Origin of the sequence: Micromonospora sp. NRRL B-16802, from assembly GCF_001279555.1 — a bacterium.
GTDB lineage: Bacteria > Actinomycetota > Actinomycetes > Mycobacteriales > Micromonosporaceae > Micromonospora > Micromonospora profundi.
In genome coordinates this window covers 25,836-39,571 of the sequence record NZ_LGEB01000056.1, presented here as the reverse complement: position 1 = coordinate 39,571, position 13,736 = coordinate 25,836, and the positions used below count along the sequence as shown (strand labels likewise).

At 73.1% G+C, this 13,736-nt stretch carries 11 protein-coding genes; 1 reads left to right on the top strand and 10 read right to left on the bottom strand.

The genetic code is table 11. The annotated features are described in order from the left end of the window. Nucleotides 1-42: 42 nt before the first annotated feature. From ADK66_RS14010 to ADK66_RS13995, 4 genes are all read right to left on the bottom strand, one after another. Nucleotides 43-1,521 carry an RsmB/NOP family class I SAM-dependent RNA methyltransferase gene (locus ADK66_RS14010; RefSeq protein ID WP_053655478.1) on the bottom strand — a complete coding sequence of 493 codons (1,479 nt, stop codon included), beginning with the start codon at nucleotides 1,519-1,521 and terminating at the stop codon, nucleotides 43-45. Then, nucleotides 1,476-2,402 carry a methionyl-tRNA formyltransferase gene (gene fmt / locus ADK66_RS14005; RefSeq protein WP_053655521.1) on the bottom strand — a complete coding sequence of 309 codons (927 nt, stop codon included), beginning with the start codon at nucleotides 2,400-2,402 and terminating at the stop codon, nucleotides 1,476-1,478. The genes ADK66_RS14010 and fmt overlap by 46 nt, the downstream gene beginning before the upstream one ends. Nucleotides 2,403-2,407: 5 nt before the next feature. Then, complete coding sequence (def, locus tag ADK66_RS14000) at nucleotides 2,408-2,965, bottom strand: peptide deformylase (protein WP_053655520.1); 558 nt, start codon at nucleotides 2,963-2,965, stop codon at nucleotides 2,408-2,410. 110 nt (nucleotides 2,966-3,075) lie between these two features. Continuing rightward, nucleotides 3,076-5,529 (bottom strand): tetratricopeptide repeat protein, encoded by a 2,454-nt coding sequence (locus ADK66_RS13995; RefSeq protein ID WP_053655476.1) that lies wholly within the window; start codon nucleotides 5,527-5,529, stop codon nucleotides 3,076-3,078. Between the two features lie 249 nt (nucleotides 5,530-5,778). Here ADK66_RS13995 and ADK66_RS13990 point away from each other — a divergent pair, with 249 nt between their 5' ends. Beyond that, the gene (locus ADK66_RS13990; RefSeq protein WP_053655473.1) at nucleotides 5,779-7,059 is read left to right on the top strand and encodes a hypothetical protein; all 1,281 of its coding nucleotides are present in this window, start codon (nucleotides 5,779-5,781) and stop codon (nucleotides 7,057-7,059) included. Between the two features lie 70 nt (nucleotides 7,060-7,129). Here ADK66_RS13990 and ADK66_RS13985 read toward each other — a convergent pair whose 3' ends face one another. From ADK66_RS13985 to ADK66_RS13960, 6 genes are all read right to left on the bottom strand, one after another. After that, on the bottom strand, nucleotides 7,130-8,113 hold the full coding sequence (locus tag ADK66_RS13985; protein WP_053655471.1) for an AAA family ATPase: 984 nt from the start codon (nucleotides 8,111-8,113) through the stop codon (nucleotides 7,130-7,132). 242 nt (nucleotides 8,114-8,355) lie between these two features. Next, a complete protein-coding gene (locus ADK66_RS13980) occupies nucleotides 8,356-10,302 on the bottom strand; it encodes a primosomal protein N' (RefSeq protein ID WP_053655469.1) in 1,947 nt (648 codons plus the stop codon). Between the two features lie 59 nt (nucleotides 10,303-10,361). Beyond that, a complete protein-coding gene (metK, locus tag ADK66_RS13975) occupies nucleotides 10,362-11,555 on the bottom strand; it encodes a methionine adenosyltransferase (protein ID WP_053655467.1) in 1,194 nt (397 codons plus the stop codon). An 89-nt stretch (nucleotides 11,556-11,644) separates the two neighbouring features. Then, nucleotides 11,645-12,853, bottom strand: a complete 1,209-nt coding sequence (gene coaBC / locus ADK66_RS13970; RefSeq protein ID WP_053655465.1) for a bifunctional phosphopantothenoylcysteine decarboxylase/phosphopantothenate--cysteine ligase CoaBC — start codon at nucleotides 12,851-12,853, stop codon at nucleotides 11,645-11,647. A gap of 14 nt (nucleotides 12,854-12,867) precedes the next feature. Then, nucleotides 12,868-13,131 carry a DNA-directed RNA polymerase subunit omega gene (rpoZ, locus tag ADK66_RS13965; RefSeq protein WP_007075826.1) on the bottom strand — a complete coding sequence of 88 codons (264 nt, stop codon included), beginning with the start codon at nucleotides 13,129-13,131 and terminating at the stop codon, nucleotides 12,868-12,870. A gap of 64 nt (nucleotides 13,132-13,195) precedes the next feature. Next, nucleotides 13,196-13,729, bottom strand: coding sequence for a guanylate kinase (locus ADK66_RS13960; RefSeq protein WP_053655463.1), 534 nt, complete (start codon nucleotides 13,727-13,729; stop codon nucleotides 13,196-13,198). Nucleotides 13,730-13,736 lie beyond the last annotated feature (7 nt).

The window sequence follows — 13,736 nt, the reverse complement described above, 5'->3', positions numbered from 1 at the left end:
TGCGCGTTAACAAGGGACCCTTCCTTTCGCGTTGCCGCGGACTCAGCCTCGGCGCAGGACGGCCAGGAACATCGCGTCGGTGCCGTGCCGGTGCGGCCAGAGCTGCACAGTGGGACCGTCACCCAGGCCGGGCATGCCCGGCGGCAGCAGCGGCCGGGCGTCGACGAAATCCACCGACACGCCGCTGCGCCGCGCCGCCTCGGTCACCGTCACGTGCGTCTCCACCGTGTGCGGTGAGCAGGTGACGTACGCGACGAGCCCACCGGGGCGCACCGCGCGCAGCGCCGCCCCCAGCAGCTCGCGCTGCAACCGGGTCAGCTGCGGCAGGTCCGACGGCTGGCGACGCCACCGCGACTCCGGCCGGCGACGCAACGACCCCAGACCGGTGCACGGGGCATCCACAAGCACCCTGTCGAAGTGCCCCTCCGGCAGCTTCGGGTCCGCGCCGACCTCACGGCCGTCGGTGGCCAGCACTGTCACCGGCAGACCCCGGGTCGCCTGGGACACCAGCCGGGCCCGGTGCTCGGCCACCTCCACGGCCGTCAGCCGGGCATCGCGCTGCGCGGCAAGCGCACCGAGCAGACCGGCCTTTCCACCCGGACCGGCGCACAGGTCCAGCCATCGCCCGTCCGGGCCGTCCAGCGGTGCGTCGGCGAGCGCGACAGCCACGAGCTGGGAGCCCTCGTCCTGGACATGGGCGCGGCCGTCGACAACCGCCGGCACGTCACCCGGCGCGCCGCCGGGCAGATAGACCGCGTACGGCGAGAAGGCGCCTGGCGCACCGCCCACCTGGTCGGCCAGCTCGATCGGGTCGATGAGGCCGGGGCGGGCGCACAGGTGCACCGGAGGCCGCTCGTTGTCCTCGATCAGGAGCCGGGCCGTCTCGCCCAGGTCACCGTCGAGCGCCTCGGAGAAGGCCCGCACGATCCACTGTGGATGGCTGTACGCCAGCGCCAGGTGTCCGACCGGGTCGGTTTCCATGGGCGGGGCCAGCTTGGCCACCCACCCGTCGGAGTCGAGCGTGGACACCTCGCGCAGCACCGCGTTGGCGAAGCCGGTGGCACCCGGCGCAACTGAGCGGACCAGGTCCACTGTCGACGAGACCGCCGCGTGCGCGGGCACCCGTGTGTGCAGCAGTTGGTACGCCCCGATCCGCAGCGCGTCACGGGCCGGCGGGTCGATGCGCTCCACGTCCCGGCCGGCCGCGTCGCTGAGAATCGCGTCCAACGTGCCCAGGTGTCGCAGGGTGCCGTAGGTCAGCTCGGTGGCGAAGGCCGCGTCCCGACCGAACAGCCCCTCGTCGCGCAGGATGATGGGCAGCACCAGGTTGGCGAACGCGTCGTCGCGGTGCACGGCGGCCACCGCCTCGTACGCCGCACGCCGTGGCCGGTCCAGCGGGGGCCGGACGGGCCGGCGGTCCCCACCGCGGCCGGTCGACGGGCCTCCACGGCTCGGGCGGGTGCCCTCGGGGGCCGTCACGCGAGGGCCTCGCCGGCGCTGACCCGGACGCCGCGCGCCCAGTCCGTCGCCGGCATGGCCCGCTTACCCGCGGCACGCACCTCGCCGAGGCGCACCGGCACGGTGGCCGTGCCGGCGAGTACCTGGGACTTCTCCACAAGCAGTTCCCCTGGCTTCAGGTCGGGGCCGTCGGGCACCGGCACGACGGCGCCGAGTTTCACCCGCTCGTCCCGGAAGGTCGTCCACGGCCCCGGCGCCGGAGTGCAGGCGCGGATCCGCCGGTCCACGGCGAAAGCAGGGTCAGCCCAGCGCACCCGGGCGTCCTCCACTGTCAGCTTCGGCGCCAGCGACACGCCGTCGGCGGGCTGCGGCTCGGCCCGGGCGGTGCCGTCGGCGATCGCGTCGAGCACCGCCACCAGCAGGCCGGCGCCGGAGTCGGCGAGCCGCTCCAGCAGGTCACCGGAGGTGTCGGAGGGACGGATCTCGTCGGTAAGGGTGCCGAAGACCGGCCCGGTGTCCAGACCCTGCTCCAACTGGAAGACGCTGGCCCCGGTCAGCTCGTCGCCGTGCAGCACCGCGTGCTGCACGGGCGCGGCGCCGCGCCAGGCGGGCAGCAGCGAGAAGTGCAGGTTGATCCAGCCGTACGTGGGGATCTCCAGCGCGGCCGGCGGCACCAGCGCGCCGTAGGCGACCACCGGCACGCAGTCCGGTGCCAGCTCGCGCAACCGGTCGAGGAACTCGGGGTCGCGCGGGCGGGCCGGGGTGAGCACCTCGACGCCGTGCTCGTCGGCCCACGCGCCGACCGGGGAGCGGGACAGGCCGCGCCCCCGTCCGGCAGGCGCGTCGGGCCTGGTGACCACTGCCACCAGCTCGTGCCGGGAGGCCGCCACGGCGGCCAGGGCGGGAACGGCCACGGCCGGCGTACCGGCGAAGATCACGCGCATCCGGGTCACCGCCCCAGACCGAAAGGGTCGCTGAGGTGCGGGCTCAGCTTGACCGTCGGCGGGGCTGCCGCGTCGTACCACTCGGCCTGACGGATCGCCTTCATAGCTTCCTTACGCCCCTCCGGATCGAGCCGGTCGAGGAAGAGCACCCCGTCGAGGTGGTCGGTCTCGTGCTGCACACAGCGGGCCATCAGGCCGGTACCGACGATCTGCATCGGGTCGCCGAACGAACTGAAGCCCTTGGCGATGACGTTCTGCCGGCGCTTGGTGTCGAAGTAGAGCCCGGGGATCGACAGGCAGCCCTCCGGGCCGTCCTGCTCCTCCTCGTCGGGAAACTCCAGCACCGGGTTGATCAGGTGCCCGAGAACGTCGTCGACGTCGAAGGTGAACACACGCAGGCTCACACCGAGCTGCGGCGCGGCCAGGCCGGCGCCGCCCTGCTCACGCATCGTGTCGGTGAGGTCGGCCACAAGCCGACGCAGCTCGGCGTCGAAATCGACCACCGGATCGGCCGGCGTGCGCAGCACCGGATCCCCGAACAGACGGATGGGCTGGACGGTCACGCGGGACGGCTCCTTCATGGGTGGGACGTGCAGTGCCGTACCAGTCTACGGAGTGCGCGGTCGCGCGCCGGTCGGCGTACCTCGATCGGCAGCCATCGGTGTGCCCAGCGTCACCGGCCCGCCCCCGGGCACGGCTCTGACGCGGCACGGGTCAGCAGGTCGCGGACCCGCTCGCCATCGGGGTGGCCCAGATCGTCGAAGATGCCGACAGCACGCCGCCAGGTACGGGTGGCGCCCGCCACGTCCCCCGCCATGTGCCGGCTCTCGCCCAGCCGGGACAGGGTGTCCGCCTCGTCGTAGCGGTCGCCGATCCGCCGGTACAGGGCGAGCGCCCGCCCGTAGCAGCGGATCGCCTGGTGGTGGTCGTCCAGCCGAGCGTGGATGAAGCCGACGCTGTCCCAGGTGTTCGCCTCGCCGTGCCGGTCACCGGTCCGGCGCAGCAGCGCCAGCGCCTGCTCGCAGTGCGCGAGCGCCGGGGCGTACTGGCCGAGTTGGGCATGGGCCCAGCCGACCGCGTTGCGGGCGCTTGCCTCGCCAGCCAGGTGACCGGCGGCCCGGTACAGCGCCAGGGCCCGCTGCGCGTGGTCCAGCGCCTCGGCGTACCGGCCGAGCCAGTCGAGCATCGCGCCGAACGCGCGATGGGTACGCGCCTGCCCGGTGTGGTCACCGAGCCCTTCGGAGATCACCAGAGCCTGCCGGTAGTTTCTCGCCGCCTCGTCCACCTGACCCAGCCGGGACAGCACCCGGGCGAGGTCGCGGTGCGCGTTGGCCTGCCCGTGTCGGTCACCGGCCCGGACCGCCCCGGCCAGGGCCGTCCGCTGCGCGACTGCCAGGTCCGGCCAGCGTCCCCGTCGTTGCAGGAAGTCGACAAGGGTCCAGGCCAGCTGCCAGGCGTGGCCGTCGAACCCGGCCCGCCGCGCGTGGGTGACCGCCGCCAGGAGCACCGGGTACTCGACGGTGAACCAGGCGAGCGCCTGAGGGTGGTCGGTGATTTCCTCGGGCAGCACTCCCGGCGCGGCGGCGGCAAGGGCGACCGGATCCCGGCCCGGTTGCAGCAGCAGCGCGGCGGCGTGGGCGGTGTGCAGGTAGTGGTCCAGCCCGCGCCGGATCGCGGCCCGCCGTTCCTGCGCCGGTTCGAGGCGTTCGGCCTGCTCGGCCGCGTACGCCCGGAGCAGGTCGTGCGCGCCGAACCGGCCGGAGGCGTGCTCGGTGACGAGGTGCGCGTGAGCCAGCTCGGCCAGCAGCCGAGGCACCTGGTCCCGGGGCAGGCCCGCCAGGCTGGCCGCTGCCGCAACCCCCAGCTCCGGCCCCGAGTGGCAGCCGAACAGCCGGAACAGGCGGGCCGCCGCGGGTGTCAGACTCCGGTACGACCAGGAGAAGACGGCCTGTACGTCGGTGCCGGCGTCCCCACCGTCGAGCGAGTCCAGCGGGCGCGGCGCCTCGCGCAGCTCGGCGGCGAGGGTGGTCAGCGGGAACGCCGGGTTCGCCGCGCCCCGGGCGGCGAGCACCGCCAGCGCCAGCGGCAGCCGTGCACACCGCTCGATGATCTCGTCCACCGCACTCGGCTCGACGGCCAGCCGGTCGGTGCCGAGCCTGCGGGCCAGCAGTTGCCACGCCTCGGCGGTGCTGAGCAGGTCGACGCCGATCGGCCGGGCGCCTTCGGCGGCGACCAGGCCGGCGAGCCGGTTGCGGCTGGTGACCAGGACCACGCAGCTCGGGTTGCCGACAAGCAGGGGTCGGACATGGTCGGCGTCTCGCGCGTTGTCGAGCAGCACCAGCATCCGCCGGCCGGCGAGCAGGCTGCGGTAGAGGCCCACCTGCGCGGGCAGGTGGGTGGGGATCCGCTCGGGTGGCACTTCGAGGGCTTCGAGGAAGCCGCGTACCGCCTCGACGGGGGTCATCACCGAACCGGTGGAGTCGAACCCGCGCAGGTCGACGTAGAGCTGGCCGTCCGGGAAGCGGTCGGCCACCCGGTGCGCCCAGTACACGGCGAGCGTCGTCTTGCCGACCCCTGCCGTGCCGGACAGCGTCATCACGGTGACGGGGGCCATCCCGCCGTCGCCGCAGGCCCCGGACGCGGCATCGAGCTGGGCGAGCTGGGAGATACGTCCGATGAATCCGGGCAGCGCCGGAGGCAGTTGGCGGGGCACCGGGAACCGGGCGGACGTCGTACCGGCCCCCGGCCGCCCCGTAGGCACCGGATCCCGGTTCGGGCGCCGCCGCAGCTCCTCGACGCGGTCCCGAGCGGTGGCCAGCACGCCCTGCTCGGACGGCGTCGCCCCGAGCAGTCGGATGAGGGCGTCGAACCGCTCCGGCGGAGGCAGGATGTTGCCGGCGAAGTACTCCCCGATGATCCCCCGCGACCAACCGGTCTTCGCGGCCAACTGCCGGTACGTCAGCCGGGTTTCGCCCTGCTGGCGGGCCTCCCGGCGGCGCAGCTGGCGCAGCAGCCCGGCCAGGTCGTGCAGTGTCTGCGCCTCGGCGCCGCCGCGGGCCACCTCGAACGCTCCGGGCGACCCCTGCGACGCCTGACGCGCGCCAGGTGGCACCCGTTGGTCGGACATGCGGCAACCCACCCCCCGTCGCGGTCACCCGGCCGCCCCGGATGCCGACACGGGCAGGCTAGTTCCGACCCCGGGCTGTGAGATAGGTACGCGCCGATGTCTGACAGATCCACATCAGACCAATGCCCGTCCAGCGGTGTCCGGCGGTGTCCAGTCGCGTCCAGGATCCGCCGCGTTGATCCGGCGTCACGTGCCACCGTCCCGGTGCGGGTTCGGCCCGCACCACCAACCCTGGGGAAGGGGTACCTGATGATCCGTCCGCAACAGACCGCCCGACGGTCCTCGGCTATACTGCGTCGCATCGCCGTCACCGCGTGTGGCCTCGCGCTGCTCGTCACGGGCGTGAACGCCGCACCGGCCGCCGCCGCACCGGGTGGAAAGGCAACCACCACCGGATCGTTCGTCGACAGCGCGCCGGTGCCCGGCGGCTTCGCCTCCTGGACGGAGCTGCTCCGGTTGCAGCAGCGCATGAACACCGCCGCCGCGCGGATCACCAACGCGGCCCAGCGCAGCGCCAACTCCGGCTTCGCCGGTGTCGTGGCCGACCCCACCACCCGGCAACTCCAGGTCTACTGGAAGGGTGAGCCGCCGGCAAACCTGGTGGCCACCGCCCGGGCCACAGTCGCAACCCGGGTGCTGCCCGCCCCGTACTCCCAGCGGGAGCTCGTCGCCGCCGCCGCCCGGCTGCGCGCCGCGGCCGGCGACAGGATCACCACCGTCGGGCCGCGTGCCGACGGCGCCGGCCTGCTCGTCGGTACGCAGGACGGGTTGCTCGGCGCCACGAGCCTCGCCGGCGTTCCGGTGACAGTGCAGACCGGGGTCGCCGCCGCACCCGCAACCCGGTGGGACGACACGGCGCCGTGGTGGGGTGGCGCCGCGTGGCGCAACACCGCCACCGGAGGCGGCTGCTCGACCGGCTTCGGGGTCTTCCAGGGCGGGGTGGCTCGGATGCTCTCCGCCGCGCACTGCGCCAACCTCAACGTCGTCGCGGCCGACCCGACCGGGCAGACGATCGGCGTCGTCGGAACCCGCAACACCGGCACCGACACCCTGCTCATCGCGGGCAGCTCCGGCGGCCGGGTCTTCAACAACAGCACGAACGCTGCCGGCGGGGTGGTCAGCGAGTTCAGCAACCAGGTCATCGGCGCGCAGGCCAGCCAGGTCGGCAACTTCGTGTGCACCTCCGGCGCGTACTCCGGCACCCGGTGCTCGATCCAGGTGAAGGCCCGGAACCTGTGCATCAACGTGCGCAACTTCGGCACTGTCTGCGGCCAGGTGCAGGCCGAGAGCACCACCCGCACCAACGCCGTCGGTCAGGGTGACAGCGGCGGTCCCGTGGAGATCGTGAACGCGGCGAACACTCTCCAGGTCTGGGCGACAGGCACCAACACCGCCATCGACGACACCAACACCGCGACGGCCTGCACCGGCTACGTGACCACGGGCCGGGTCTGCGCCTGGCGGATGTACTACGAGGACATCTTCTCCGGCATGGCCGGTGTCGGCGCCTCGGGCGTGATCCTCGGCTGAGGCGACCGTCTCACCTCAGGTGGCCGGGTCGGTTGCACAGTCCGTGCGCCGGCCCGGCCGCCTGCTGGCTTCAGGCGCTGACGCCCGGCTCCCCGGCGAGGACGGCGTTGCCGCGAAGCAGCGCGGGCTCCGGCAACGGCAGTTGGATCTTGTGGGCGGACTCCCAGTCGTAGACCAGGCCGGGACGCACCTGCGCGGTGAAGTAGTCCACGGCGCTCATCCCACCCACGACCGGCTCGTCGACCTCAGCGACGAGCTGGGCCGGAACGAGGGAGAAACCGTTCTGCAGGGCGGCGCTGAGACGGCGGTGCCCGTCGACAACGAAGAAGTACTCGCCGGTGAAGCCGATCTTCAAGGGCTCCAGCGCCTCGTCACCGGCCTCGGCCACGTCGCCGACGAACTCGCTGTCCCACAGGTCGCGCAGGGTGGCGATGTCCTCGGTCGGGTAGACCCGGGCCGGGTCCAGCAGCAGCAGCGGCGGGGCATCCCGCAGCACGTCGACGCCGAGCGTGCCCTCGTACGCGGCGATGATGTGCTCGACCACCTCGGCGGCGGACGCCCGGGTGGTGTCACAGATCAGGTCGTAGTTGCGCAGGCGGGCCTTGTCCACCCCGTAGCGGACGATGAACCGGCTGCGCTCACTCTCGCTGCGCTCCCGGAGCTTGGCCTTGGCCTCCTCCAGCGAGGCGTAGCTCTCCGCCGGGCCGGACGGGCGGGCCAGCACCCGACGGGCCGCCTCCCCCGGCTCGGTGATCATGTGCACCTTGAGCGCGTCGGTGAAGAAGTGCCACGCCAGCCGGGAATCCATGATCAGGCTTTCACCGGAGGCGGCGATGTCCCGCTGGAGCTGGTCGACGTAGCCGTCGACGGCCTGGTCGAGCTCGGCGTGCAGGTTGAGTTGCAGGGCGGTCATCTGCCGCTGCTGCGCCATCTCCCGATAGAGGTCGCCCACACTGACCCGACGCATCCCGAGCCGGTTGGCGATCTCCACCGAAACCGTGCTCTTGCCGCTGCCGAGGTCGCCGTTGAAGACGATCGATTGTCGAACGGTCACGACTGGTCCACCCCTGATCACCGGCTCAAAGACATCATCGACATCGCGTCCGACCGACGCGTTCCCACGATCGGGCGAGGATCCAGCTCGGCGCGTCTGACGCCCCGTCGCGACCTGGAGCCGCCGTACGCCATGGCATGACGGGCGATGCTACCACTGCGACGCCACCACTTTGCCGCACGCAGTGTGCGAAGACACGCTCCCCGGCCAGGCCCGGCGCCCTCGGCACGCACCGGAAACGGTCAGAAGAGGCTCAGCGGATCGACCTGGAGACGGACCGGGTCGGCGGCCTTGCGGGCGGCCCGCGCACCGGCCGCCGAGTGCAGCGCCTCGGCGAGCGCGGCGGCCCGCGCGCGGGGCACCCGGACCAGCATCCGCTCCCGACCCTCGTCGGCCGGCACCGGACCGAGCACCTCGGCGTCGCCCGGCAGCCGGGCGGCGGCGAGCAGGTCGGCCACCGCCTCGGCCGGGCCTGTGACGCTCGCCATCCGCACCGCAGGCGGAAAACCCAACTCCCGGCGCTCAGCCAACTCCCGGCCGGCGAACCAGGCCGCATCCCACCGCAACAACGCCTGCACCGGGGCGAGCGCGCCGTCGGCGACCACCACCACCCGGCCGGCCGGAGCCGGGCGGGCCAGGGCCGCCGCCGCCATCCAGCGACGCAACGCCTCCTCACCCGCGCGCAGGTCCGCCCGGGTCAACAGCGCCCACGAGTCGAGCAGCAGCACCGCGCCGTAGCCGCCCTCGGCGACCGGCTCGGCCCCGGGCGTGGCCACCACCAGGGACGCGCCGCCCGGCACGTCGGTCAGCACCTCCTCCCGGCCCGAGGTGCGCACCGGCACGCCGGGAAACGCCCGCCCCAACTCCTCCGCCGTACGCCGAGCGCCGGTCACCGCCGCGCGCAGCCGCCGCCCACCGCACTGCGGGCAGGCGTACGCGGCGGCCACCCGGGCGCACCAGCGGCAGGCCGGGGTGCCACCGGCCGACGGCAGCGCCAGTGGGCCGGCGCAGTGCGCACAGCGGGCCGGGGTCCGGCAGTCGTCGCAGGAGATCGAGGGCAGATAGCCGCGTCGGGGCACCTGCACCAGCACCGGCAGGTCCGCCCGGACGGAGTCGCGGGCAGCCGTCCACGCCAGGCTGGGCAGCCGCGCGGTGGCCGCACCCGGGTCACGGGCCAACTGGGGGTCGTCACCGGTCGGCGCGATCGCGGGTACCCGGGCTCGTACCGTCGCCCGGTCGGCGACGACCTCCCGCGCCCACCCGGTCTCCAGCAGCAGCTGCGCCTCTGCGGTGCGGGCGTACCCGCCGACGAGCGCGCCGGCCTCGGCCAGCTGGGCTCGGGTGAGCAACACATCGCGGGCGTGCGGATAGGGCGCCCGGGGCTCGGAATGCAGGTCGTCGCCGTCGTCCCAGACAGCGACCAGACCGAGGCGGTCCACCGGGGCGAACATCGCCGCGCGGGTGCCGATCACCACCGGCACCTCCCCCCGCCGGGCGGCGAGGAACGCCCGGTAGCGCCGGGCCGGCCCGAGCGCGGCGGAGAGGCTGACGTGCCGGTCCGGCCCGAGCACGCTTGTCAGCGCGGCGTCGAGCCGGTTCAGGTCACGGGCGTCGGCCACCACGACCACCGCGCCACGCCCTCCGGCGACGGTGGCGGCCACCGCGTCGGCGTAGCGGGCGGCCCAGTCCTCGCCGGGCAGCGCCGACCAGACCGCCCGGGGTGCCCGACCGTCGGTGAGCGCCGCCAGCAGAGCCGGTCCGGTCGGGTAGTCGCGCCATCCGCGCGGATCCACCGGCGGCTCGGATCCGGCCGCCGCGACCGCGTCGACGCCGGCGGCGTCCTCGGCTGGGGCGGGTTGGTCGGCGCGGGCTTCCTTCTCCACGCGGGCGTGCCGGGGCGGTACGGCGAGCCGGAGCACGTCGGCGAGGTTGCCCGCGTACCGGTCGGCGACCGCCCGCGCCAGCCGGGCGACTTCGGGCGACAGCACCGGCTCGGGCGAGACCACCTTCTCCAGGTAGGCGAGCCGGCCGGTGTGCCCGGAGTCGTCGGCGCGGGCCAGCAGCCACCCGTCGACGAGTTGCCCCGCGAAGCGCACCTTCACCCGGGTGCCGGGCACCGCCACCTCGTCCAGGTCGGCCGGCACCAGATAGTCGAACGGCCGGTCCAGGTGTGCCAGACCGACGTCCACGCAGACGCGCGCGACCGGCGACCCCTCTGCGGGTCGCCGGTCGCTACGCCTGGTGGCGGTCAGGCTCCCGCGGCCGACTTGAGGTCGGCGGCCCGGTCGGTGCTCTCCCAGGTCAGGTCCGGCAGCTCCCGGCCGAAGTGGCCGTACGCGGCGGTCTGCTGGTAGATCGGGCGGAGCAGGTTGAGGTCGCGGATGATCGCGGCCGGACGCAGGTCGAACACCTCGCCGACGGCCTTCTCGATCGAGGCAACCGACACGGTCTCGGTGCCGAACGTCTCGATGAACAGGCTCACCGGGTGTGCCTTGCCGATGGCGTAGGCGACCTGCGCCTCGCACCGCTCGGCCAGGCCGGCGGCGACCACGTTCTTGGCCACCCACCGCATCGCGTACGCCGCGGAGCGGTCCACCTTGGACGGGTCCTTGCCGGAGAAGGCACCGCCGCCGTGCCGGGCGTACCCGCCGTAGGTGTCGACGATGATCTTACGGCCGGTGAGGCCGGCGTCACCCATCGGACCGCCGATCTCGAACCGACCGGTCGGGTTGACCAGCAGCCGGTAGCCGTCGGTGTCCAGACCCAGGCTCTCCAGCTCCGGGGCGATGACGTGGTCGCGCACGTCGGGGGTGAGCAGCGACTCCAGCGAGATGTCAGCGGCATGCTGGCTGGACACGACGACGGTGTTCAGCCGGACCGGGCGCAGCCCCTCGTACTCGATCGTCACCTGGGTCTTGCCGTCCGGGCGCAGGTACGGGATCGTGCCGTCCTTGCGCACCGCGGCGAGGCGACGGGCCAGCCGGTGGGCCAGGGCGATGGGCAGCGGCATCAGCTCGGGGGTCTCCGAGCAGGCGAAGCCGAACATCATGCCCTGGTCGCCGGCGCCCTGCGCGTCCAGCGCGCTCTCCGACGCACCGGTACGCAGCTCGAAAGCGTTGTCCACGCCCTGCGCGATGTCCTCCGACTGCGCCCCGATGGAGACGCTGACGCCACAGGACGCGCCGTCGAAGCCCTTCTTCGACGAGTCGTAGCCGATGTCGAGGATGGTCCGGCGCACAATCGTCGGGATGTCGGCGTACGCCTTGGTGGTGACCTCACCGGCGATGTGCACCTGGCCGGTGGTGATCATGGTTTCCACCGCAACCCGGCTGTGGGGATCCTCGGTGAGCAGCGCATCGAGGATGCCGTCGCTGATCTGGTCGGCGATCTTGTCCGGGTGGCCTTCCGTGACCGATTCGGACGTGAAGAGGCGGCGTGTCACGGCACTCCTAAGCGTGTGAAGTCATTCTGCGGCAGTCTAATCACCACTGCGGCCAGTGTCGGGACTCGGAGCTTGCTGTGTTCCACCCGTCAGGAGCGGTCGGTCAGCCGCGCCACGACGAGATCCCACACGGTGTCGGCCACAGCCTCCTTGACCTGCTCCGGCAGGCGGCTCACCGAGCCGTCCGCTCCGATGACCGTCACCGTGTTGGTGTCGGCACCGAAGACCTTGTCGGGCCCGACCTCGTTGACCACGATGAGGTCGGCCCGCTTGCGGGCGAGTTTCGCCCGCGCGTTGGCCTCCGCGTCGCCGGTCTCGGCGGCGAACACCACAAGCACCTGATCCGGTCGCTTGCGCTGGCCGAGCTCCGCCGCGATGTCCGGGTTCGTGACGAGCTCGATGGTGGGCGCGACACCGTCGTCCGACTTCTTGATTTTGCCAGGCGCGTACGTCGCCGGCCGGAAATCGGCAGGAGCCGCCGCCATCACGACAGCATCGGCCTCGACGGCGGCCTTCAGGGTGGCCTCCCGCAGCTCCGCGGTGGAGCCCACCCGGACCAGGTCGACACCGGCCGGGTCGGCGAGGGAGACGTTCGCCGCGATCAGCGTGACCCGGGCGCCCCGGGCCACCGCCGCACGGGCGAACGCGTAGCCCTGCTTGCCCGAGGAGCGGTTACCCAGGAAGCGGACCGGGTCCAGAGGTTCCCGGGTGCCGCCCGCTGTCACCACCACGCGGCGACCGGTCAGGTCGGCAGGGGTGGTGCCGCCACGGGCCAGGATCCGGCGGGCGACCGCGAAGATCTCGGCTGGATCGGGCAGCCGGCCCTTGCCTGTGTCGACGCCGGTGAGCCGCCCGACGGCCGGCTCGATGACCCGGACGCCCCGGGAGCGCAGCGTCGCGACGTTGGCGACAGTGGCCGGGTGCTCCCACATCTCGGTGTGCATGGCCGGGGCCAGCAGCACCGGGCAGCGCGCGGTCAGCAGCGTGTTCGTCAACAGGTCGTCGGCGAGCCCGTGGGCGGCCTTCGCGAGCAGGTCCGCTGTTGTCGGAGCGACCACCACCAGGTCGGCCTGCTGGCCGAGCCTGACGTGCGGCACCTCGTGGACGTCGGACCACACGTCGTCGGCTACCGGCTGGCCGGACAGCGCCGCCCAGGTCGGCGCTCCGACGAACCGGAGCGCCGCCGCGGTAGGTACGACGCGGACCCGATGACCTGATTCGGTGAAGAGCCGCAGGAGCTCACACGCCTTGTAGGCGGCGATGCCACCGCCGACCCCGAGGACGATCCCGGCGGACATCGACGTGCCGACGCTTACGGCTGGTCGGTCGGCTCGGCGGTGAGCAGGCCCGCGTTGATCTCACGCATGGCGATGGAGAGGGGCTTCTCCTGCGGGGTGGTCTCAACGAGCGGGCCGACGTACTCCAGGAGGCCCTCACCGAGCTGGCTGTAGTAGGCGTTTACCTGACGCGCCCGCTTGGCGGCGAAGATCACAAGCGCGTACTTCGACGTCGTCTTCTCGAGGAGCTCGTCGATCGGCGGGTTGGTGATGCCTTCGGGGTTGGCGATGGATCCCACGAATTAACCTCTGCGTCTTTCGAGCCGCGCGGACGCGGTGCTGAGTCTCAACGGCGGCCGGCCGTCAGCCACGCACGCGCGACCAGGCCGGATCCGGATAAGAAGAACCGAGTAAGCCTACCAGCTCGTCAGCCACCCGCCCGGTGTGGTCGTGCGTCAGGGCGTGGTCGAAGGCCGCCGCCACGGCGGCGTCGGGCCGGTGCCCCGGCGGGCTCAGCAGCACCAGCCGGGCGTCGGGCAGTCTCGCCCGGACCAGCTGGGCGCCGGCGACGTCGAGCGAAAGTAGGACCGCCTGCCCGGCGTCGAGCCGGGCGCGCAGCGGGGGGTACGGGGTGCCCCTGTGGTACGGACCGATCCGGGACCATTCGAGCAGGTCATCGGCGGCCGCCCGGCGCTCGAACTCCGCGGCGGAGAGAAAGACCCGGTCTTCCCCATCGATCTCGGACTCCCGGCGCGGCCTGGTAGTTGCCGGCACCGGGATCCACACGGACGGAGAACGCGCCCGGACAAGCTCGACGACACTCTCCCTGCCGGAACCCGAAGGTCCAGCCAGGACAGTGAGCCGAGCCGCCGGGCGCGCCTCGTCATCCGTGCTCACTGCTTGT